This window comes from Streptomyces xanthophaeus (assembly GCF_000725805.1).
GTDB classification, from domain to species: domain Bacteria; phylum Actinomycetota; class Actinomycetes; order Streptomycetales; family Streptomycetaceae; genus Streptomyces; species Streptomyces xanthophaeus.
On record NZ_JOFT01000014.1, the window covers coordinates 355,808 to 377,754 of the forward strand.

Here is a 21,947-nt window from a genome sequence, read left to right on the forward strand (position 1 = left end):
TAGTGGGGTGGACCCGTACCATTTCGGGACGAGTCCCCCGACCGCTTTCCGTGAGAGGCCCCACGTATGCCCAGCAGCACGTGCCGTAGCGGTCTGCGGTGGCTGCGGGCGGCGGTTCCGGCCGTGCTGGCACTGCTCGCGGTGCTGCTGGCCGCACCGGTCCAGGCGGCGGCTCCGGGGAAGGGCCCGGTGGCGCCTGCGGCCCCGGCCGCCGCGCTGACCCTCGTGACTCCGGCTGCGCTGACCTCGGTGACTCCGGCCGCGGTGACCCCGGCCGCCCCGGCCGGCGCCCCGGCCGTCGCGTCCGCCCCGTCCGCGTTCTCCGACGGCAGTGGTCCCTCCTGCGCCCCCGCCGCCCCGGACCGCGACGGGCCTCCCGCGGTCCCGCCGCGCACCGGGGGCGAGCACGCGCAGCTCCCGCCCGCCCGGCCGGCGCCGGAGGGGGTCCGCCCGCAGGGGACCGCGCCCGTACGGGTCCTCGTGCGCGGGCCCGACCGGCCCGCGCCCGGCCCGGTGGAGCTCTCCGTGCTGCGGGTCTAGGAGAACCGGTTCACCCACCGGCCGGACCCGCCCTTCCCGCATCCCCCGGACCCACCGGACCCACCGGACCCGGACCCGCGGCCCCACGGAACCTCTGGAGAACGCACCCGAATGTCGCCCTCCCCTTCTTCTTCCCCGTCCCCTTCCTCCCCCCGCCGGACCTTCCTGATCTGCGCCGGGGTGGCCGTCGCGGCCGTCACCCTCGGCCTCGTCTCCTGGCAGGCCACCGCCCCCGCCGACAAGGACGCCGGCGGCTTCGTCGGCTCCGGCTCCGGCCCCGCCTCCTCGGCCGCCCCGCGCACCGACCCCGCTGCCGAACTCAAGGCGCTGGCCCGCCGCGAGCCCGGCGACAAGCTCGCCCTCGGCCGCGCCGACGCCCCCGTCGTCCTGATCGAGTACTCCGACTTCAAGTGCGGCTACTGCGGCAAGTTCGCCCGGGACACCGAACCCGAACTGGTGAAGAAGTACGTCGACGAGGGCACCCTGCGCATCGAGTGGCGCAACTTCCCGATCTTCGGCGCCGAGTCCGAGGCCGCCGCCAAGGCCGCCTGGGCGGCGGGCCGCCAGGACCGCTTCGCGCAGTTCCACGCGGCCGCATACGCCGACGGGGCCAAGGAGAAGGGCTTCGGCGAAGCGCGCCTGGCCGAGCTGGCCCAGCAGGCCGGCGTGCCCGACCTGGAGCGCTTCAAGGCCGACATGGCCGGGGAAGAGGCCGCGGCGGCCCTGCAGAAGGACCAGGAGGAGGGGTACCGGATCGGCGTCACTTCCACCCCCTCCTTCCTGATCAACGGCAAGCCCATCGCGGGCGCCCAGCCCCTCAGCGCCTTCACGGCCGCCATCGCCCAGGCCAAGGCCGCGGCGCAGCGGTGAACGGCATCGGATACCTGGCCGCCCTGATGGGCGGCCTGCTCGCACTGCTCAGCCCGTGCAGCGCACTGCTGCTGCCCGCCTTCTTCGCGTACTCGATCGACTCCGCCTCGCGCCTGCTGGCGCGGACCGGGATCTTCTACGCGGGCCTCGCCAGCACCCTCGTACCGCTGGGGGCGGCCGGCTCGTACGCCGGGCGGTTCTTCCACAGCAACCGCGACGAGCTGGTGCTGGCGGGCGGCTGGCTGATCATCGTGCTCGGCTGCGCGCAGGTACTGGGCCTGGGCTTCGCCTCGAAGCGGATCGCGGAGCTCTCGGGCCGGATCCGGCCGACGACCGCCCTGTCGGTGTACGCGCTCGGCGCGGTCTACGGCCTGGCGGGCTTCTGCGCGGGCCCGATCCTGGGCAGCGTCCTGACGGTGGCGGCGGTCAGCGGCAGCCCGGTCTACGGCGGCCTGCTGCTGGCCGTCTACGCACTGGGGATGGCCGTACCGCTGTTCGTGCTGGCCTTGCTGTGGGAACGGTTCGGGCTGGGCCGCAGGCGCTGGCTGCGCGGCCGGGCCTTCACGGTGGGCCGCCTCGAACTGCACACCACCTCGCTGCTGTCCGGGCTGTTCTTCATCACCCTGGGCGTGCTGTTCCTGGTCTACGACGGGGCGAGCGCGCTGCCGGGGCTGCTGGACGTGGACGACTCGTTCGCCGTGGAGCAGTGGGTGCGGTCCTTCGCGGACGCGGTGCCGGACTGGGCGCTGCTGGGCCTGGTCGCCGCGGGGGCCACGGCCGTCGGCCTGGTGCAGTGGCGGCGCCGGGCCCGGTCCACGGAACCTGCCGGACCGGCGGCGGAGGCGGAGTAACCACAGAAGGCCCCGTCCGATGGACGGGGCCTTCTTGATGGTGGCTGGGGCCGGGGTCGAACCGGCGACCTATCGCTTTTCAGGCGATCGCTCGTACCAACTGAGCTACCCAGCCACGAAACCGTTTCCGGCTTCAGCGAACCTGACGGGACTTGAACCCGCGACCTCCACCTTGACAGGGTGGCGAGCTAACCAACTGCTCCACAGGTCCTTGCATTGTGCGAGAACAAGTCTCGCACATGGTGTTGCGTACCCCCAACGGGATTCGAACCCGTGCTACCGCCTTGAAAGGGCGGCGTCCTGGGCCACTAGACGATGAGGGCTAAAGGCCCGCCGGGCGCTTCTCAGCGCGTCGGGGACGTGAGAAGCATATGGGATCCGGAGAGCTATCGCCAAAACGGTTTCCTCCGGAGGGACAATGGCGGGGTGCTGGAGATGACGCGCGAGGAGTTCGAAGAGCTCGTCGCAGAGGCCCTGGACCGCATCCCGCCGGAGCTGACGCGGCTGATGGACAACGTGGCGGTGTTCGTCGAGGACGAGCCGCCCGCCGACGACCCCGAACTCCTCGGTCTGTACGAGGGCACCCCGCTGACGGACCGTGGCGAGTGGTACGCCGGGGTGCTGCCGGACCGGATCACCATCTACCGCAACCCCACGTTGCGGATGTGCGAGGACCGGGAGAGCGTGGTCGCGGAGACGGAGGTCACCGTGGTGCACGAGATCGCCCACCACTTCGGGATCGACGACGACCGGCTGCACGCCCTGGGCTACGGATGAGCCCACCCGGTCCCGCTCCCGGCCCGGACGGCCCGGACGGCGGCGCCGAGGCGATCGACCCGGACGTCGACCTCCGCGTGCCGGCCCACCGGGCCGAGCCGCAGGGCCGGGTGCTGGCCGCGGTGGCGGCGGGCGGCGTGGCCGGGGCCTCGGCGCGGTACGGGATCTCGCTGCTGTGGCCGGCCGGGCCCGGGGCCTTCCCGTGGGCGACCTTCTGGATCAACGTCGGCGGCTGCGCGCTGATCGGCGTCCTGATGGTGCTGATCAGCGAGGGCGGCCGGTCGGCGCACCCCCTGGTGCGGCCCTTCGCCGGGGTGGGGGTGCTCGGCGGCTTCACCACCTTCTCGACGTACGCGCTCGACATCTCCCTGCTCCTGGACGAGGGGGAGGCGGGGACCGCGCTGGCCTACGCAGGGCTCACGGTGGCCGCCGCGCTCGGCGCGGTGTGGGCGGGGTCCTCGGCGACCCGCCGCGCGGTCCGGGGGCGCGGGTGAACTGGCTGCTGGTGGTGGCCGGCGCGGCCGTCGGCGCGCCCCTGCGCTACCTGACGGACCGTGCGGTGCAGTCCCGCCGCGGCGGCGCCGACGCGGTCTTCCCCTGGGGCACCTTCACGGTCAACGCGGCCGCCTGCCTGGTGCTGGGGGTGCTCAGCGGAGCGCTGCTGGCGGGGGCGCTCCCCTCGCAGCTGGGCCTGCTGCTGGGCACCGGGCTCTGCGGGGCGCTGAGCACGTACTCCACGTTCTCGTACGAGACGCTGCGGCTGGCCGAGCGCGGCTGGACCTTCCTGGCGGCGGCGAACGTGGCGGCGTCGGTGCTGGTCGGGCTGGGAGCCGTGCACCTGGGGTCCGAGGCGGCGCGGCTGCTGCTGGGCTGAGGGGCTGCGGCGCGGGCGGAGCCGGTCCGCGCCGGGGCGTGTCCCTTACGGGTCACGGGGAGTTGGGCACATTGACCCGCTCATGCGGACTGCTCGTTCCCAGGTCTCCAGGTTCCGGAGGTGCCATCCGTGCGCCAGTTGTCCGCTTCCCTCCGACTCGCTGTCACCGCGCTCGCGGTCGCGGCGACGGCGGGCTGCATGAGTGTCGGCGAGGACGCCGCGAAGCCGGGGCCCTCGTCCTCGGCGGACCAGAAGGGCTCGGCCGGGACGGGCGGGGGTTCGGTCACCGGGCGGGGCTCGGGGATCCACGGCAACGGGCACGGGACGAAGGACGGGACGGGCAGCGGCAGGCCCAAGGAGGACGGCAAGGCCTCCGGGGCGACCGGAGCCACCCCCAGTCCGGGTGCGCCGAGCGGTCAGCCGGGGGCGCCCTCGCCGTCGGCGGGACCGGGTGGCGGGGCGGGCGGCCAGGGGCCGCAGCAGCCTTCCGGCGGCGCTGCCGGGGGCTCCGGTGGGGCGGGGGGTCCGGGGGGCCCGGGCGGTTCCGGGGCGGCGGGTGGCTCCAGCGGCGGCCAGCAGACCTCCAGCCCGGCTCCGGAACCCTCGATTCCGCCGACGCCTGTGACGGAACCCACTCCGCAGCCGTCCTCGCCGCAGCCCGAGCCGAGCACCCAGCCGCAGCCCCAGCCGTAGGGCTGCGGGCGCTTCGGCCGCGGTCTCAGGTGCGGCCCCAGGCGCTCATCCTCGGGGAATCTTCGCAGGTCAGGGGCCTAGTGCCCGGAGTGACTTGCCAGACCCCGGGGAGGGTGCGTATGGTTATAGATCGTTTGATCCCATTGCCCGGCGCCGAATCCGAAGAGCGCCGTGTGGCGCGTACTCTCCCTAGCCGTGGCTGACCGCATTGAGGCGGTCGATTTGCGATTCACGGAGTTTGGGCGCGTGCCGAGACTCCGGAAGGTTTCGCATTTCGCATGTCCATTTCCAGTTCTGACCGTTCCGTCATGCCCGAGAACGACTCCAACGAGATCGTCGCCGACATCGAGACCCTTGTGGTCGACGAGGCGATCGAGGCCATCGAGACGGACGAGATCATCGAGTCCCTTGAGGACTCCCTCGACGACACCGACTTCGACGGCGACGCCGACGCTGACGCCGAGCCCACGATCACCTTCGGCGACCTCGGTCTGCCCGACGGCATCGTGCGCAAGCTCGCGCAGAACGGCGTCACCGCCCCCTTCCCGATCCAGGCCGCGACCATCCCGGACGCCCTGGCCGGCAAGGACATCCTCGGCCGTGGCCGCACCGGCTCCGGCAAGACCCTCTCCTTCGGTCTGCCGACCCTGGCCTCGCTGGCCGGCGGCCACACCGAGAAGAAGAAGCCCCGCGCGATCATCCTCACGCCGACGCGTGAGCTCGCGATGCAGGTCGCGGACGCCCTCCAGCCCTACGGCGACGTGCTCGGCCTGAAGATGAAGGTCGTCTGCGGCGGTACCTCCATGAGCAACCAGATCTTCGCTCTGGAGCGCGGTGTCGACGTCCTCGTCGCCACCCCGGGCCGTCTGCGCGACATCATCAACCGTGGCGCCTGCTCCCTGGCGAACGTCCAGGTCGCGGTCCTCGACGAGGCCGACCAGATGGCGGACCTGGGCTTCCTGCCCGAGGTCACCGAGCTGCTCGACCAGATCCCCGGCGGCGGCCAGCGCATGCTCTTCTCCGCCACCATGGAGAACGAGATCGGCACCCTGGTCAAGCGCTACCTGACCAACCCCGTCACGCACGAGGTCGACAGCGCCCAGGGCAACGTCACGACCATGACGCACCACGTCCTCGTCGTGAAGCCGAAGGACAAGGCGCCGGTCACGGCCGCCATCGCCGCCCGCAAGGGCCGCACCATCATCTTCGTCCGCACCCAGCTGGGCGCCGACCGCATCGCCGAGCAGCTCATCGAGTCCGGCGTGAAGGCCGACGCGCTGCACGGCGGCATGACGCAGGGCGCCCGTACCCGCGTCCTCGCGGACTTCAAGGACGGCTACGTCAACGCGCTCGTCGCGACCGACGTCGCCGCCCGCGGCATCCACGTCGACGGCATCGACCTGGTCCTGAACGTGGACCCGGCCGGCGACCACAAGGACTACCTGCACCGCTCGGGCCGTACCGCCCGCGCCGGCAAGTCCGGTGTCGTCGTGTCGCTGGCGCTCCCGCACCAGCGCCGCCAGATCTTCCGCCTGATGGAGGACGCGGGCGTCGACGCCACGCGTCACATCGTCCAGGGCGTCGGCGCCTTCGACCCGGAGGTCGCCGAGATCACCGGTGCCCGTTCGCTGACCGAGGTTCAGGCCGACTCCGCGAACAACGCCGCCAAGCAGGCCGAGCGCGAGGTCGCCGAGCTCACCAAGCAGCTGGAGCGCCTGTCGCGCCGTGCCGTGGAGCTGCGCGAGGAGGCCGACCGCCTCGTCGCCCGTTCCGCCCGTGAGCGCGGCGAGGACCCGGAGGCCGCTGTCGCCGAGGTGGCCGAGGCCGCCGAGGCCGAGGTCGCGGCTGCTGCCGCCGCCGCTGCCGCCGAGCTGGCCGCGCAGGAGCGCCGCGAGGAGCAGCGCGCCCAGCGTGACGACCGTGGCAACTTCGAGCGTCGCGACAACCGCGGTGGCGACCGCGGTGGCGACCGTGGCGGTTACCGCGGCGGCGACCGCGGTGGTGACCGTGGCGGCTTCCGCCGCGACGACCGTGGCGGCGACCGTGGTGGCCGTCCCTCGGGTGGCTTCAACCGTGACGACCGCGGTGGCGACCGTCCGTCCGGCGGCTTCCGTCGCGACGACCGTCCGTCCGGTGGCTTCCGCTCCGGTGGCGACCGTCCGTCCGGTGGCTTCCGTGGCGATGGCTTCAACCGTGACGACCGTGGCGGCGACCGTCCGTCCGGCGGCTTCCGTCGCGACGACCGCCCGTCCGGTGGCTTCAACCGTGACGACCGTCCGTCCGGTGGTTTCCGCTCCGGTGGCGACCGTCCGTCCGGTGGCTTCCGTCGCGACGACCGTCCGTCCGGTGGCTTCCGCTCCGGCGGCGCCGGTGACCGTCCCTACGGCCGCCGCGACGACCACCGTCCGTCCGGCTCCGGCTCCACCGGCTCCACCGGCTCCTTCGGTGGCGGCCGCCGCGACGACAAGCCGCGCTGGAAGCGCAACGGCTGACGGTCCGCCACGGCTGACCGGCTGACAGGCTGACTGAGAAGGGCCCGTGCGACACCTCGTGTCGCACGGGCCCTTCTGCGTCGTCCGCCGGTGGCCGGGATCCGACGGCGGGCCCGAACTGAGGCCGACAGGCGGGTCGCTCGATACCCGATCGGCTTGCGGGCGCTCTGCGGCTATGCTCTGGGGTGAGCACATGGAGGGCCATTAGCTCAATTGGCAGAGCAGCGGACTTTTAATCCGTTGGTTGTCGGTTCGAGTCCGACATGGCCTACAGCTCACAGGCGCCCCGTCCGATTCTTTCGGACGGGGCGTTCTGCTGTCCCCGGACCGCCCCGTCCGAACGCCCCGAACCGGGGCGTCCAGGGCCAGTTGTACGGCTCTGACCTGCGGCGATGGCGATCTGAGGGGGTGTGGGGAGCTTAATTGGCGGAGGGCTCCCCCCGGATGGCGTAGAGTTGTGTTTACCGACGCGGGGTGGAGCAGCTCGGTAGCTCGCTGGGCTCATAACCCAGAGGTCGTAGGTTCAAATCCTGCCCCCGCTACTCAGTACGAAGGCCCGGTTCTCCTGATGGAGAACCGGGCCTTCGTCGTTCCCCGCTCCCGCCCGCTCCTCACCCGGTCGGACCGGGCCGGCTCGCCCCGTGGCCGCTGCGCCGTCAGCCTGGGGAGGCGAGGCGTCGGGCCCGCACCCGCGCAAGGGACCGTACGAGGGCCGGGCGGCAGGAGAGCAGCGTGGTGGGGCTGGGCCAGCGGGACGGCGGGAACGCCGGTGGCGGCGTGGGCAACGGGGCGGCCCGGCAGATCGCCCGCGTGCTGCCCGCCGTGCTGATCGTCCTCGGGCTGGGCTTCGACCTGCTGACCCCGCCGAGCTTCACGGGCTCCCCCTTCTTCTCCGCGGCCCCGCTGATCGCCGCCCCGCTGTTCACCTTGCTGGGCACCGCCCTGACCGGCGTGCAGGCCTCGCTCGCGGTGGTCCTGCTGCACGCCGTGAACGGGACCACCTGGAAGGTCGAGGCACTGACCGAACTCGTCACCGTCCTGACCGTCTCCGGGCTGGCCCTCCTGATCAACCGCGTGGTCCGGCGCAGCGGGGAGCGGCTGGCCTCGGCCCGCGGGATCGCCGAAGCCGCGCAGCGGGCGGTGCTGCCCACCCCCGCCGAGCGCATCGCGGGGCTGCACGTCTCCGCCTGGTACGAGGCCGCGCAGGCCGACGCGTTCATCGGCGGGGACCTGTACGCCGTCCAGGACACCCCCTACGGCGTGCGGCTGGCGGTGGGCGACGTGCGGGGCAAGGGCCTGGGGGCGGTCGAGGCCGTCGCCGTGGTCCTGGGGGCCTTCCGGGAGGCCGCGGAGACCGAACCCACCCTGGAGGGCGTCGCGCACAGGCTGGAACGGGCCCTGGCCCGGGAGGGCGTACGGCGCGACAGCCTGGACGCGGTGGAGGGGTTCACGACGTGCGTGCTCGGGGAGATCCCGCCGGACGCGGGGCTGCTGCGGCTGGTGAACCGGGGTCATCCCGAGCCGCTGCTGCTGCACGGGGACGGGCGCCTGGCCGTCCTCGCCCCCGCCGAGCCCGCGCTGCCGCTCGGCATGGGCGAGTTGGGCGGCTGGCCGGACCGGGTCGAGGAGTGGGGCTTCCCCGCCGGGTCCACGCTGCTGCTGTACACGGACGGCCTGACCGAGGCCCGGGACCGGGCGGGGGTCTTCTACGATCCGGCCGACCGGCTGCGCGGGCGGGTCTTCCCCGGGCCGGACGCGCTGCTCGGTGCGCTCAGCAGCGACGTACGCCGCCACACGGGCGGCGGGGCGACGGACGACATGGCGCTGCTCGCGGTCGGCAGGCCGGGGGAGGGGCAGCCGGAGCGTCGCCGTACGGTGCCGGTGGTGCGCCGGAGCGAGGCCGAGTGACACTCGGTGATCGAAAGGGAGCACTCCGCAAGGTGATTGACGATCCGTCATTTCTCGCGTGTGGCTGAAGAGGTAGGGGTGTCGGCTGAGTTTTGCCCGACTTGGCTCCTTTTCGCGGCGAAAAGTGCAGGCCAAAGCCGGTCAGGGAGTAGCCGATTGGTGGGAACGATCAATCGCAACAGCTTGGAATCACTCCCCCGTGTCTATTACCTTTCGATAACGCAGCGCGGTCGTCCCAGCCGTCGTACGAGACGGCACCGTGCGCGTGCGCGTCAATGAGGAGTGTGCCCCGGTGGCCTCCAACTTGCCTGCCCCTGAAGGCACCGAGATCCAGGAGCCGCCCACGGCCGGCGCCTGGGGCGAGTGGAATCCCACCGAGGATTCGGTCCGTCCGGTCCGCGGCAAGCACCGCGTGGCCAAGCAGCGCGGCGGACTGGCCCGCAGCTCCACCGTGCTCGGCGTCGGCGTCATCGCGGCGGTCGGAGCGGGCGGCATCGCCACTGCGCAGGACCGCCCCCAGGTCGCGATATCCATGCCCTCGCTGCCCGACCTCCCCGAGGTGCTCGGAGGCGACCCCTCCGGCGGCAAGGCGCAGCAGGCGGACGGCGAGGCGGCGCCCGCGCGGACCGGGATCATCCCGCAGCAGGCCGACCGGCGCGCCGACGCCGGGGAGGTGCTCCTGGGCCGCATCCTCCAGCAGGCCGAGTCCCAGCAGGGCGCCGCCGAGGCCCAGGCCCGGGCGGAGGCCGAGCAGAGCGCCCGGGAGGCCGCGGCCAAGGAGGCCAAGGACAAGCGCGAGGCCGCGGCCAAGGAGGCCGAGGAGGCCGCCGCGAAGGCCGAGGCCAAGGCCGCCCAGGAGGCCAAGGCGGCCCAGGACGCCGCCGATGCCAAGGCCGAGCAGGAGCGCCTCGCCAAACTCGCCGGCTCCTATGCGCTGCCCACCTCCGCCTACACCCTCACCTCGCACTACGGCGTCTCCGGCTCCATGTGGTCCTCCGGCCACCACACCGGCCTGGACTTCGCCGCCCCGACCGGCACCCCGGTCAAGGCCGTGGGCTCCGGGAAGATCACCTCGGCCGGCTGGTCCGGCGCGTACGGCTACCGGATCGTGCTGGAGCTCGATGACGGTACCGAGGTCTGGTACTGCCACCTCTCCTCCATGTCGGTGACCTCCGGCCCGGTCGCCGCGGGCGACACCATCGGCCGCGTCGGCGCCACCGGCAACGTCACCGGCCCGCATCTCCACCTGGAAGTGCGCAAGGGCGGTTCGACGCTGGATCCGCTGGCGTGGCTGGAGTCCAAGGGTCTGAACGTCTAGACGGCCCGGGGGCCGCAGCTCCGGGGGACGGCCGCCCGGGCCCCGCCCGCCAGGTGTGCGCGTGCCTCGGTGCCGGCAGGCCGGGCGGTGCGCCCGCGGGACCCCGCCCGGCGGCGTGCTCCAAGGGGTCGGACCACGGGGGCAGCAGCTCCTCCATGACCGCGGCCCGCGCCAGCGCGGGCGCCGCCGTGGCCCTGCTCGAACGCAGCCGGTGCAGCAACTCCAGCTCCTGCCCCGCGAAATCGGGCTCCCGGGCCGGACCGCCCCGGCGCGCCCGGTGCCGGAGCAGCGCCAGCGTGGCCGCGTCCGCCGCGTACCGGCCGACGGTGCGGCCCGCGGCCCGGCCGCCGCTGCGCCGCGCCAGGGCCCGGGCCAGTGACCGGGCCGGCATCGACGCCAGGGCCGGGACCTCGGCCCGGGTGAACCAGCCCGCGGCCGCGTACACCGCGAGCTCCGCGGCGACGGCCCGCAGCCGGCCGCGCCGTATCCGTACGGCCGTGTACACGAGCAGCCCGAACACCGGGACCATCACGGAGCCGTAGACCACGTAGAAGCCGTACTCCCCGAGCCGCGAGGAGCTGTTCCACAGCGCGTGCATGCCCATGGCCAGCGCCAGGCCCAGCAGGGGCAGGCCGATGCGGCGCGAGCGGCGCGCGCTGAGCGCGGCCGCCCCGAGGCCCAGCCCGGTGAGCACGGTGAACAGCGGGTGCGCGAAGGGGGACACCACGACCCGTACGAAGAAGGTCGCGGCCGTCACCGAGTCCAGGACGCCCGTCCCCTCGGCCAGGTCCTCGCCGAAGGCGTTGCCCAGGTAGAGGATGTTCTCGGTGAAGGCGAAGCCGGTGGCGGTGAAACCGGCCAGCACGAATCCGTCGGCGGGGCCGGTGAAATGGCCTCTTCGGAAGGTGAACACCAGCAGCAGGGCAGCCGCCTTGGCGCTCTCCTCGACCACCGGCGCGATCGCCACCGAGCCGAGCTGGTCGGCGTTCGAGGGGTCGGCGGTGGCCGCGGCTATCCACTCGGTGGCGAAGCTGTTGGCCAGTATGGCGATCAGCGCCGCGGTGCAGGCCCCCCAGCCGAAGCAGAAGAGCAGCTGGGGCCAGGGCGAGGGAACGGCCCGGCCCAGCCACCGGAAGGCCGCCATGAGGAGCGGCACCGGCAGCAGGGCCAGACCGAGGCCGACGAAGAAGCCGGGGGTGCCGGTCTGTTCCCGTACGAGCTCGAGGATCCACAGGCCCGAGACGGCCAGCACGGCGAGCAGGACGACGGGCACGCGCGCGCGGACCGTGCCCGACGGACGTGCGAGCACACCAAGGAGCGCTCGGAACACGTCATGACCCTACCGAGCGGCTCTGACACGCGCGGTGACGTTGTCAGTTCTGTACGCGACGGAAGAGCAAGTCGTGTACGACGTGGCCCTTGTCGAGTCCCTGACCCTCGAAGCGGGTCAGCGGCCGGAAGTCGGGACGCGGCGCGTACCCGCCGTCGGGCTGTGTGTTCTCGAAGTCCGGGTGCGCGGTGAGCACTTCGAGCATCTGCTCGGCGTACGGCTCCCAGTCGGTCGCGCAGTGCAGCACGGCTCCGGGCGCCAGCCGGGTGGCGGCCAGGGTGAGGAACTCGGGCTGGATCAGGCGGCGCTTGTGGTGGCGGGCCTTGGGCCAGGGGTCCGGGAAGTACACGCGGATCCCGGCCAGCGAGTCCGGCGGCAGCATCTCGCGCAGCAGGATGATGGCGTCACCGTTGGCCACGCGGACGTTGGTCATCCCGCCGCGCTCGGCGAGGGCGAGCAGGTTGCCCTGGCCGGGGGTGTGCACGTCGGCGGCGAGGATGCCCGTGTCCGGGTCGGCGGCGGCCATCTGGGCGGTGGCCTCGCCCATGCCGAAGCCGATCTCCAGGACGACGGGGAGGCCGTCGAAGAGCGCCTTGAGGTCGATGACCTCGTGGCCGTCGATGTCCAGGCCCCAGGTGCCCCACAGGCGCTTCAGGGCCTCGCCCTGGCCGGTGGTGACCCGGCTGCGCCGGGGCTGGAAGCTCCGGATCCGCCGCTCGTGGTGCGACCCGGCCGGGTCGGGCGAGGGCCCGTCGGGGAACCGGGGCTCGGTGCGCCACTTGGGCGGCACGTACGAATGCGCCTCCGGCGCGGCATCCGGGAGGCTGGGCGGCTGGGGGTTTCGGGACTCAGACACAATGCCCAGATTCTACGACGGGGGGTCCGGCGCGGCCGCCCGTGCCGCGGTGCCGGTTCCGCCCGTGCCGTCGTGGTGCCTGTTCCGCCCGTGCCGTCGTGCCGCGGCGGCTCGGTCAGGCCGAGCCGAGGGTGCGCAGGGCCCGGGCGGCGATCTCGCGCCCGATGGGGAGCGAGGCCGTGGCCGCCGGGGACGGCGCGTTCAGGACGTGGACCGTGCGCGGGGCCTCCCGGATCAGGAAGTCGTCCACCAGGGTGCCGTCCCGCAGCACGGCCTGGGCCCGGACCCCGGCCGCGGCGGGACGCAGGTCCGCCGCCGTGACGGCCGGCAGGAGGCGGCGCACGGCCTGGGTGAAGGCCTGCTTCGACAGGGAGCGGTGGATCTCGCCCGCCCCGTACCGCCAGTGCCGCGCGGCCATCCGCCAGGAGCCCGGCCAGGCCAGCTCGGAGCCGATGTCGCGCGGGCGCACCGTGGACCAGCCGTACCCCTCGCGGGCCAGGGCGGGCACGGCGTTGGGGCCCACGTGGACCCCGCCGCCGATGCCCCGGGTCAGGTGCACCCCGAGGAAGGGGAACGCGGGGTCGGGCACCGGGTAGACCAGCCCGCGCACCAGCTCGGGCCGGGCCAGGTCGTAGTACTCGCCGCGGAAGGGGATGATCCGCATGCCCGGGTCGTCACCGGCCAGCCGGGCGATGCGGTCGCACTGCAGGCCCGCGCAGTTCACCAGCACCCGGGCCCGGACGACCAGGCCGGACGTGGTGCGCACGGCCACCGCGTCGGGGCGCCGCGAGATCAGGTCCACCGCGCCGCCGTAGACGATCTCCGCGCCCGAGGACTCCGCCAGCTGGGCGCTGACCCGGCCGTAGTCCACGATCCCGGTGGTGCCGACGTGGATGGCGGCCAGGCCGCGCACCTGCGGCTCGTACGCGGCGATCTGGGCCGGGCCCAGCTCGCTCACCGGGATGCCGTTCTCCCGTCCGCGCTGGACCAGGGCGTGCAGCCGCGGCAGCTCCTCGCGCTCCGTGGCGACGATCAGCTTGCCCGTCACCTCGTGCGCGATCCCGTGCTCCGCGCAGAACTTCACCATCTCCGCCGCGCCGCGCACCGCGAACCGCGCCTTCAGCGATCCGGGGCGGTAGTAGATCCCGCTGTGGATCACCCCGCTGTTGCGGCCCGTCTGGTGCCGGGCCGGGCCGGCCTCCTTCTCCAGGACGACCACCCGCGTGCCCGGGGCGAGGCGCGACAGGGCATGCGCCGTCGACAGACCGACGATCCCGCCGCCGATCACCAGTACGTCGCAGTCCACGGCGCCCGCGCCGATGCCGCCCACACGTCCCACGCCGCCCAGCCTGCCCCTGCCGCCGCCCAAGCCGACACCTCCCACCCCTGCATACTGCACCCCGGCACCGACAAAGCGGCCATGCGGGGCCGTCCGCCGCTACGCGGGTGCCACCAGCAGCGGCCTGGCCCGCTCGCGCAGCTCCGCGACGCGCGGCTCGTCCCCGTACGGCTCCAGCCGGTGCAGCAGGTCCCGTACGTACTCCGTCGTGCGCGCCGAGGAGATCCGGCCCGCCACCTCCACCGCCCGGGTGCCCGCCGCGCACGCCGCGTCCAGGTTGCCCGACTCCAGCTCCGCGACCGCGCTCACCACCAGGCGCAGCCCGTGCGAGCGCACGTACTCCTCGGTGGGGCGGGACAGGGCCTGCTCGGTGAAGCGCCGCACCTGCCGGGGGAGTTTGAGGTCCCGGTAGCATTCCGCCGCATCCGCCGCGAAACGGTCGTACGAGTAGAAACCCAGCCAGGTCGGATCCGGATCGCCTTCGCGCGCCCGCTCCAGCCACCCCTCCGCCGCCCGCAGCGCCGCCCCGGCGGCCACCGAGTCGCCCGCCTTCGCGTGCGCCCGCGCCTCGACCAGCCGGAAGAAGCTCATGGTGCGGGCGGTGGCCAGGCCCCGGTTGCGTTCGACGGCCGCCTGCGCGAGATCCACCCCCTCGTCGGGGAAGTCCCGGTAGGTCGCCTGGAGGGACATCGAGGCCAGCACGTACCCGCCGAGCGGTACGTCGGCGGCGGCGCGGGCCAGGCGCAGCGCCTGGATGTAGTACCGCTGGGCGGCTTCCTGCTGGCCGGTGTCGAAGGCCATCCACCCGGCCAGCCGGGTCAGTTCGGCGGTCGCGCCGAACAGCGCACGGCCCACCTCGTCCGTGTAGCAGCCGAGGAGCAGCGGCGCCGCATCCACCCGCAGGCACTCCGGCACCATCGACGAACGCCAGTCACCGCCGCCGTACTTGGAGTCCCAGCGGCGCGCGTCCTCCGCGGCCTCGCGCAGCTTCGTCACATCGCTGTGGCCCACCCGCTGGCCGTGGTCGCGCGGCGTTTCGGGAGCGGGCGGCGCGGGCACAACGGTGGACGGCGGAGCCGTCAGGCCGCCCGCCGATCCGGTTGCCGGTCCTGCTGTACGGCCCTGCGGGGAGGCCGGGGGCCCCTGGCCCGGAGCCGTCGCCTCGCGCGCCGGCATGTCAGCCGCCGGCCCGTCGGCGGCCGGAACGGTCTGGGCCGGTGTCGTAGGGGCGGCCGCCGCCTGATTCGAGGGAGGCCGAGCCGCTGCGCCCTGGCCCGGGCCGCCCTGCGCGGGGCCCGCCGGTTCCCGCGCCACGGAGCCGTCCGCGGGAGATATCAGCCACCGCGAAGCGGGCGTCGCGTACGCCGACACGGAGAAGGAACCCGCGAGCGACTGCCAGATCCCGCCACCGCCACGGCGGCCGGCGAGGTCGAGCCGGTAGAGGTCGGTGGCCGAACGCACCGCCGCCCCCACGTCCCGCGGGAAGGCCAGCCCGACCTCGGGGGCCGGATCCGCGTCCGCCAGGCCGATCTCGTGCAGCGGCACCGGCCGCCCCAGCTTCGCCCCGATCGCGGCCGCGATCAGATGAGGGGCCGCGCCCTGCGGCACCATCCCCTTCGACACCCAACGGGCCACGGAAGTCTTGTCGTAGCGCAGCGTCAGACCGCGCTGCGCGCCGAGGTCGTTGACCCGACGGGCCAGTCCTGCGTTGCTGATGCCCGCGAGGGCGAGGACGGCGCCGAGCTTCTCATTGGGCTCGCGGAGCTCCCTGGACATGCGCCACCCCTCGTCACACGCGGAACGCAGACGCCGCCGGGGCATAGGCGCCCGGCATTTCGTAAACCCAGCGTAGTTCCCCGCCTCCCAAGCGTTAAGGCCCCGACTTCCGTATGGCGGGATTGTTGTCCGTTTGCACAGTCCGGCCCGGGCCCGCCTCCGGGGCGCACGTGTCATCGCGTGCTCCGGCCGTGTGGCCGTGCGCCCGCCCGTGCGCTCTGGCCGGTCGCGGGGCCCGGCGATTCGATGTGCGGTGCGTGGGTCGGCCCGCTGCGCGGATCGGGTGGGCCGGGGGATGCCGCTGCCTCAATCCCCGCGGGTGGCGGAACGGTCCGGGGGGCGCATCCCGCCTCCCGGACCGCGCACGCCCACGGACGGCCGGCGGCCCGCACCGCCGCCCGGCACGGCCGAAGAATGGCCGAAAGCGACCTATGGGACGGTGGGAACGGAACGCCAAATACTGTGTGGCCGCAGCGTGTTCGTTTGCATGTGCGCCCCCCTTAACGCCTCTCGTACGCCTGTCCCGTGGCAGCATGGTCCCGAGCCACCCGGGGTCCCGCCGGCCGCGCCCTCAGCGCCGTCCGTGCTGCCCGTGCCCCGGTCATGTGCCCACAGGCTGGGGAGGCGGCGGTGCGCTGGTTGGTGGGTTGGAGCAGTATCGCCGCGAGCTTCGGCACGGCCGGCCGGATCTCCGGCCAAGGCCCTGGCCAGGGCTTCGGCCCCGGCGGACACGGGGACCCCGGCGGACCCCTGCGCGGCGGCATCGCCGACGCGGCCCACCCGGACGACCCCGGCGGCGCGGACGCCGAACGCACCGTCCACCCCGTAGGCGCCCAGCTGCTCTGGGGCGACCCCGACCCGCTCTGGGCCGTCGGTGACTGGCGGCCCGACGAGATCCGCACCCTCACTGCCGACCCGGCCGACCCCTTCACCCGGCTCGCCGTCCTCGGCTGCTGCGGCGCCACCGACGCCGAACTGCGCCGCGCCCTCTACGCCGCCCGCGGCGGCGCCCTGCGCCACCTCACCCAGTGGTCCGGCAGCTACACCGCCGTCGTCCAGGCCGGCCGCCGGATCACCGTCGTCGGCGACCTCGCGGGCGCCCGGCCCGTCTTCTACACCCCCTGGGCCAGCGGCACCGCCTACGCCACCGCCGCCCTCCCGCTCGCCGACCTCATCGAGGCGCAGCTCGACATCGGCCACCTCGCCGCCCTGCTGGCCTGCCCCGACAGCCCCGAGGCACTGGGCGACGGCACACCGTACGCCGGGGTCCGCAGGATCCCGCCCGGGCACGCACTGATCCTGCGCGAGGGCTCCCGCGAGATCACCGGGTACGAGCCGGTGGCCTCACTCGCGGTGGCCGCGCCCGAAGCGGACGCCGACCGGGCGGTGGAGGGCGTGCGCGAAGCACTCGTCGACGCGGTGCGCGCCCGGCTCACGGCGCCGCGGCATGCTCCCGACCCGGTGGCGCCGTACGATCCCGGCCCCGTCCCCGGAATGGGCCCCGCCGACCGGCGCGCGGCCCGCGGCGCCCCGGCCCCCGGAGTCGGCGCCGACCTCTCCGGAGGCAGCGCCTCCGCGACCCTGGCACTGCTCGCCGCCGGACTGCCCGGAGCCCCCGGCACCCTGCTGAGCCCCGCCGGAGCCCGGCTGCTGGCGGTCACCTTCAACGACCTGGCCACCCCGCAGGGCCGCGAGGCCGAACTGGAACGGGCCCGCGCCATCGCGGCCGACCCGCGACTGCACCACGTCGTGGTGGCCGCGGCCGAGGAAGCCCTCCCGTACGCCGACCTCGACGGCCCCCTCACCGACGAACCCGGCCCCTCCCTGGTCTCCGCCGCCCGCGAGCGGCGCCGCCTGGCGGCCGGATCCGCCGACCACTTCACCGGCCACGGCGCCCGGCAGGTCCTCGACGCGCACCCGGCCCGCCTGGCCGACCTCCTCCTCGACCGCCGCCGGCGCCACCTGCTGCGCCCGGTCGCGGCCCTGGCCCGGTCGGCCTCGGCGTCCGGGGAGTCCCTGCTGGTCCCGCTCACCGTCTACTCCGCCGCCCGCCGCCTCGCCCGTACGACGTACCGCGCGGGCATGGAGGCGGCTGCGGCCCGGCTGCGCGAAGGGGGCGTCACCGCAGGGTCCTTCGGCCCGGTGGACGCCTCCCTGGCCGCCCTGACCTGGTCGCGGCCGGGTCCGGCGGCGGGCTGGCTGACGGGGGAGGCACTGGCGGAAGTATCGATCCGCCTGACCGCCGCCGCGGGGCGGCCGCCGCTGTCGCTGCGGCCCGGGGAGGCCCGCGCCCGCTCGGTCCTCGCCCGGCACGCCGCCGACCACCGGGTCTTCGAACAGGCCGTGGAGGTCCGCAGCCAGCGCCTGCACGCCCCGTTCCTGGACAACCAGGTCGTACGGGCCGCCCGCGCCCTCCCCGAATCCCTGCGGGTACAGCCCGGGGCCCGGGCGGCGATCCTGCGCAGCGTCCTGTCCTCGGCCGGGGTACGGGAGCTCCCGCCGGGCTGGGGCGCCACCGCCAACACCCCGAACGAGACCGCGACCCGGCTGGGGCTGCGCTCCGCCCTGACCGAGCTGCTGGCGCTGTTCGCCTCCCCGCTGCTCGCGGACGCAGGCCTGATCGATGCCCGCGTCGTCCAACAGGCCCTGCTCGACGCCGCGGACGGCCGCCCGGTCCCGCTCGACGGTCTCGCGGAACTCGTCTCGATGGAACTGTGGCTGGGCCGCCTGCTCGCCCGCCGCGGCACCTGCTGGACGGGCACCACGAACGCCCGCCGCCGAGCCGTCCCCACAGGCGTCCCCACCCCCCGCCCAGCCCTGTCCTGACCCGGGCCGCAACTCCGGGCCGCGTCCCCTGACTCCGGGCCGCGTGCTCCGACTCCGGGCCGCGGGCTCCGCGTCTCTTCTTCGGGCCCGCCCGCCCAGCCATGTCCCGACCCCTTGGGCCCTGGGGCCCCATGCCTCCGGTCCTGCCGGAGCACCAGCCCGCCGTCACCGCGCCTGCGCAGAGCGCGCATGGCCGCCCTGGCCGAGACCGCCGGACGGCTCTCCGCCGCGTTCCTGCTCGGGGGCGGCCGGGGCAGATCTCACCCCGGCAGGCCCGGCCGCGCCGCTCAGCGGCAGCTGATCACGGCGTCCGCCCAGCTCGCCAGCGTCGGCAGGCTGCCCTGTCCGGCCCGCTCCACCACCAGCCGCAGGCTGGAGCGCCCGGACAGCGGGACCTGCACCGCCACGGCCGGGTCCCGGTACCCGAGGGCCCCGGACTGCCACAGGCGCTCCCCGTCCGCGTAGACGGAGAACCGCACGGTGCCGTCGGTCAGCAGCGACAGCCCGTCCACCCCGGCCCGCGCGGAGAAGGAGGTGCACTGCCGGTTCAGGGTGATCTCCACCGAGGAACGGGAGTTCACGGTGATGCCCTGCTCGAACCGCCGGTCCCCGACCTCCAGCCCCCAGCGCTGCCACACCCAGCTGCTGCGCCACGTCTGCACTTCGGGGCCGCTGTGGTTCCCGTAGACCGAATGTCCGAGCCGGGCCAGCTGGAAGCCCTCCGGCGGCCTGGGCGGACTCGGCTTCGGCGAGGGCCCGGCCGGGGACGGCGTCGGCGAGGGCTTCTCTCGGCTCGGCGACGGCGAGGGGGAGGGCGACGCCGAGGGTGAGGAGGACGGCGGGGGAGCGGCGGACGCGGGCTTCGAGGGCGTCGGGGACGTCTTGCGCGGCGGTGCTACGGAGCCCTGCGCGGGCAGCGGTTCCTCCCCGGGCGGACTCGGCTCGGGCGCAGGCGGGGCGGGTTCCACGGGCACCACGGGCGCCGCCGCACTGGGCGCGGGCTTCGCCTGGGCCTGTGGCTCGGGATCGTCCCCGGCCAGGGCGAACACCACCCCGGCCGCTGCGGCCACGGCGATGCCGGCGGCGATGGCGGCCTTGGCGGGCAGCCCGAGCCCCTCGGAGACCACGGCTCCGCCGGCCCCCGACCCGGCCCCGCCCGCCCCACCGGCGGCCCCGGCCCCCGAGGCGCCACCGGCGGCCCCGGCTCCGGCGGTTCCACCGGCGACCCCGGCCCCGGCTCCCGCGGTCGACCCGCCGGCTGCGGCCGCGGCCGCCCCGGCACCGCCCGCGGCGACGGCACCGCCGGCCACCACCCCGGCCGCCTTGGCCGCGTACCCTGCGGCGAACCACCCGATGACGGCGACCGGAAGCAGCGCGGGAATCCCCGCGTTCACGTCCTTGAGCTCGCCGGCGGCCAGCCGGCACTTCACGCACTCCTCCAGGTGCTTGCGCAGCCCCCGCTCCGCCCGCATCCGCAGCCCGCCCCGCGCATAGGCGCCGAGCCGGTCCGCGTACCGGGCACAGTCCCCGCCCTCGCTGAGCGCGGAACTCACATGGGCCTGGAGATACGCCTGCTTGAGCCCTTCCCGCGCCCGACTGGCCAGGACCGCAGTTGCGTTGGCGCTCAGCCCGAAGAGCGGGGCGATCGCACTGGGCGAGGCCTCCTCGACGGTGGTGTGCCACAGCACGGCCTGCCACCGCTCGGGCAGGCTCCGGAACGCCTGCATGGCCAGCGACTGCTCGGCCTCGCGCATCGCCCGGACGTCCGCGCCCAGTTCGAGGGTGTCGTCCCCCGACAGTCCGGAGATGCCCGCGCCGCTGTCCGCGCCCGTGGCCGCCTGCTCCGCGAAGACCGCGAAGTCCTCGACGAGATGCTCCCGCTTGGCGGTCTTCGCCCAGGCCGCCGCGACCCTTCGTACCGTGGTCAGCAGGTAGGCCCGCACCGACTGGTCCGGACCGGCCCCGCCGCGTACGGCCTGGAGGGTCCGTGCGAAGACTTCCGCGGTGAGGTCGTCGGCCGTGTGCCCGTCCCGGCAGCAGGTCCGCGCGTAGCGTCGTACGGAATCGGCATGGCGACGGAACAGTTCCTCGTACGCGCCGTCGTCACCACCGCGCATCCGGGCGATCAAGTCCGCATCGGAGGGCGGCACATCGCCGCCGGTGCCCGCGAGGGGCCCGGAGCCGGAAGGTGCCGAGGAGCGGGCGTGCCGCCCACCGGGCTCGCGCTGCGCCGGGACCTGCCGGGCGGGCAGGCTGCCCGCCTCGACCTCGCCGCCGGCGCCACCGAATGACTCGTCCCGCCCGTCAACGCCCATCGCGGAAGCCCCCGCACGACACACTCAACCGGTACACCGATCCAGCGTGTCACACAGCGGGCGCATGCCGAGGCGCTCTCTCCACCATCCACTCATCCGGGCAGCTTTCGACTGCGCGGCGGCAACACCGCACCGTCCCTCACCCGTTCGAGAAACCGGACCCCGGGCGACCGGCCCTTCGAGAAGCCGACCGCCCGAGAGCCCAGCGGTTCAGGCACGCAGCCCAGGGACACGTCAGACGTCAGACGTCCTCACACCCGACCGCCCCCACACCTGAGCGTCCCCACACCCGGCCTTTCGGCCCTCCGGCCCGTGAAGGCACTCCACACGGACCGGAAGGGCCTCCCGTCACGCGGTCCTGGAGCGCAGCCCTTCGAGCAGGATGTCGAGCAGCCGGGTCGAGGCCGCCGCCTGCTGGGCAGGGTCCGGCAGCGCGGGCGCTGCCGTCGCTATCACCAGCAGCACATCGGCCACCGTGACGTCGGCGCGCAGTTCACCCGCCTCCCGGGCACGGTCGACGAGCCGGCCGACGACCTCGAGCAGCGCACCCGCCCCGGAGTCCTCCGAAGGCTCGTCCTCCAGCGGAGCCCGCGTACCCACGACCCGCAGCTCGGGAGCCCCGGCCGCAACGGCCTGGCGCTGGTGCGGGACCCGCACCTCCCCGGCCTCCTCGGCACCGTCCTCGCTCGCCGAGCCGACCCGGAGCACCTGGGGCGGCAGCAGCCGTCCGGCCCCCGAGGCGACGGAGGTGCGCAGGAAGCACGAGAGCGCCTCCCAGGGCTCCTCCTCCTGGCCGAGCGCGGTCCTGGCCTGCTCGGTCAGTCGGGCGGTCTCCTCTTCCGCTATCCGCCTGACCAGTACGTCCTTGCTCGGGAAGCGGCGGTAGACGGTGCCGACACCGACGCGTGCGCGGCGTGCCACGTCCTCCATGGGCGCCCCGTAGCCCAGCTCTCCGAATACCTCACGTGCAGCTCGCAGTACGTGCTCGAGATTGCGCTGGGCATCGACGCGCAGCGGAGTGGAGCGACCCACCCCGTGCGTCGTGGCGCCGCCCGCGACCACACGACCGTTGCTCTCGACCGAGAGTGCGGTCGCAGAACCATGGAAATCGGAAATGTTCATATGTTTCCCCCGGTAATCATTTGTCTCCCCCCGGAGACACTCCCCGCCTTCGTATCGAGG

General features: G+C 74.3%; 17 protein-coding genes and 5 tRNA genes. 13 read left to right on the forward strand and 9 right to left on the reverse strand.

Annotation, left to right across the window (positions count from 1 at the left end; all coding sequences use genetic code 11):
* The first annotated feature begins 66 nt into the window (after window positions 1-66).
* From IO30_RS44515 to IO30_RS0110545, 3 genes are all read left to right on the forward strand, one after another.
* A complete protein-coding gene (locus IO30_RS44515) occupies window positions 67-540 on the forward strand; it encodes a hypothetical protein (RefSeq protein ID WP_031141588.1) in 474 nt (157 codons plus the stop codon).
* 111 nt (window positions 541-651) lie between these two features.
* On the forward strand, window positions 652-1,410 hold the full coding sequence (locus IO30_RS0110540; RefSeq protein ID WP_031141589.1) for a DsbA family protein: 759 nt from the start codon (window positions 652-654) through the stop codon (window positions 1,408-1,410).
* Between the two features lie 26 nt (window positions 1,411-1,436).
* Complete coding sequence (locus tag IO30_RS0110545; protein WP_031141590.1) at window positions 1,437-2,261, forward strand: cytochrome c biogenesis CcdA family protein; 825 nt, start codon at window positions 1,437-1,439, stop codon at window positions 2,259-2,261.
* A 38-nt stretch (window positions 2,262-2,299) separates the two neighbouring features.
* On the opposite strand, the gene IO30_RS0110550 is transcribed toward IO30_RS0110545, so the two are convergent.
* The 3 genes from IO30_RS0110550 to IO30_RS0110560 all read right to left on the reverse strand — a co-directional run bounded on the left by IO30_RS0110550 (window position 2,300) and on the right by IO30_RS0110560 (window position 2,584).
* Window positions 2,300-2,376: transfer RNA gene (locus tag IO30_RS0110550), tRNA-Phe, on the reverse strand.
* Window positions 2,377-2,398: 22 nt separating this feature from the next.
* A tRNA-Asp gene (locus tag IO30_RS0110555) sits at window positions 2,399-2,472 on the reverse strand.
* 39 nt (window positions 2,473-2,511) lie between these two features.
* Window positions 2,512-2,584: transfer RNA gene (locus IO30_RS0110560), tRNA-Glu, on the reverse strand.
* Between the two features lie 103 nt (window positions 2,585-2,687).
* Between IO30_RS0110560 and IO30_RS0110565 the strand changes: the two genes are divergently transcribed.
* The 9 genes from IO30_RS0110565 to IO30_RS0110605 all read left to right on the forward strand — a co-directional run bounded on the left by IO30_RS0110565 (window position 2,688) and on the right by IO30_RS0110605 (window position 10,323).
* Window positions 2,688-3,038, forward strand: a complete 351-nt coding sequence (locus IO30_RS0110565; protein ID WP_030726307.1) for a metallopeptidase family protein — start codon at window positions 2,688-2,690, stop codon at window positions 3,036-3,038.
* Entirely contained in the window at window positions 3,035-3,532 is a 498-nt protein-coding gene (locus tag IO30_RS0110570) for a FluC/FEX family fluoride channel (protein WP_051902100.1), read from the forward strand. The genes IO30_RS0110565 and IO30_RS0110570 overlap by 4 nt, the downstream gene beginning before the upstream one ends.
* Entirely contained in the window at window positions 3,529-3,912 is a 384-nt protein-coding gene (locus IO30_RS0110575; RefSeq protein ID WP_031141593.1) for a fluoride efflux transporter FluC, read from the forward strand. The genes IO30_RS0110570 and IO30_RS0110575 overlap by 4 nt, the downstream gene beginning before the upstream one ends.
* 129 nt (window positions 3,913-4,041) lie before the next feature.
* Window positions 4,042-4,605 carry a hypothetical protein gene (locus IO30_RS46330; protein ID WP_199921053.1) on the forward strand — a complete coding sequence of 188 codons (564 nt, stop codon included), beginning with the start codon at window positions 4,042-4,044 and terminating at the stop codon, window positions 4,603-4,605.
* A gap of 278 nt (window positions 4,606-4,883) precedes the next feature.
* Window positions 4,884-7,097 carry a DEAD/DEAH box helicase gene (locus IO30_RS0110585; protein WP_031141597.1) on the forward strand — a complete coding sequence of 738 codons (2,214 nt, stop codon included), beginning with the start codon at window positions 4,884-4,886 and terminating at the stop codon, window positions 7,095-7,097.
* Between the two features lie 198 nt (window positions 7,098-7,295).
* Window positions 7,296-7,368: transfer RNA gene (locus IO30_RS0110590), tRNA-Lys, on the forward strand.
* A 197-nt stretch (window positions 7,369-7,565) separates the two neighbouring features.
* Window positions 7,566-7,639: transfer RNA gene (locus tag IO30_RS0110595), tRNA-Met, on the forward strand.
* 193 nt (window positions 7,640-7,832) lie between these two features.
* On the forward strand, window positions 7,833-9,005 hold the full coding sequence (locus IO30_RS0110600) for a PP2C family protein-serine/threonine phosphatase (RefSeq protein WP_037893605.1): 1,173 nt from the start codon (window positions 7,833-7,835) through the stop codon (window positions 9,003-9,005).
* Between the two features lie 292 nt (window positions 9,006-9,297).
* A complete protein-coding gene (locus tag IO30_RS0110605) occupies window positions 9,298-10,323 on the forward strand; it encodes a M23 family metallopeptidase (RefSeq protein WP_031141601.1) in 1,026 nt (341 codons plus the stop codon).
* Here the strand turns inward: IO30_RS0110605 and IO30_RS0110610 are convergent.
* From IO30_RS0110610 to IO30_RS0110625, 4 genes are all read right to left on the reverse strand, one after another.
* Window positions 10,232-11,632 carry a PrsW family intramembrane metalloprotease gene (locus IO30_RS0110610; RefSeq protein ID WP_234321739.1) on the reverse strand — a complete coding sequence of 467 codons (1,401 nt, stop codon included), beginning with the start codon at window positions 11,630-11,632 and terminating at the stop codon, window positions 10,232-10,234. The genes IO30_RS0110605 and IO30_RS0110610 overlap by 92 nt on opposite strands.
* A gap of 64 nt (window positions 11,633-11,696) precedes the next feature.
* Window positions 11,697-12,509 carry a tRNA (guanosine(46)-N7)-methyltransferase TrmB gene (trmB, locus tag IO30_RS0110615; protein WP_037893608.1) on the reverse strand — a complete coding sequence of 271 codons (813 nt, stop codon included), beginning with the start codon at window positions 12,507-12,509 and terminating at the stop codon, window positions 11,697-11,699.
* A 115-nt stretch (window positions 12,510-12,624) separates the two neighbouring features.
* Window positions 12,625-13,848 (reverse strand): L-2-hydroxyglutarate oxidase, encoded by a 1,224-nt coding sequence (lhgO, locus tag IO30_RS0110620; protein ID WP_202205113.1) that lies wholly within the window; start codon window positions 13,846-13,848, stop codon window positions 12,625-12,627.
* Between the two features lie 99 nt (window positions 13,849-13,947).
* Window positions 13,948-15,624, reverse strand: coding sequence for an NsdA family TPR-like regulatory protein (locus IO30_RS0110625; RefSeq protein WP_031141609.1), 1,677 nt, complete (start codon window positions 15,622-15,624; stop codon window positions 13,948-13,950).
* A 630-nt stretch (window positions 15,625-16,254) separates the two neighbouring features.
* Here IO30_RS0110625 and IO30_RS0110630 point away from each other — a divergent pair.
* Complete coding sequence (locus IO30_RS0110630) at window positions 16,255-18,450, forward strand: asparagine synthase-related protein (RefSeq protein WP_237403437.1); 2,196 nt, start codon at window positions 16,255-16,257, stop codon at window positions 18,448-18,450.
* Between the two features lie 287 nt (window positions 18,451-18,737).
* Here the strand turns inward: IO30_RS0110630 and IO30_RS0110635 are convergent, their stop codons facing one another.
* Entirely contained in the window at window positions 18,738-20,765 is a 2,028-nt protein-coding gene (locus IO30_RS0110635) for a sigma-70 family RNA polymerase sigma factor (RefSeq protein ID WP_031141615.1), read from the reverse strand.
* 348 nt (window positions 20,766-21,113) lie between these two features.
* The gene (locus IO30_RS0110640; protein WP_031141617.1) at window positions 21,114-21,887 is read right to left on the reverse strand and encodes a TetR/AcrR family transcriptional regulator; all 774 of its coding nucleotides are present in this window, start codon (window positions 21,885-21,887) and stop codon (window positions 21,114-21,116) included.
* Window positions 21,888-21,947: the final 60 nt, after the last annotated feature.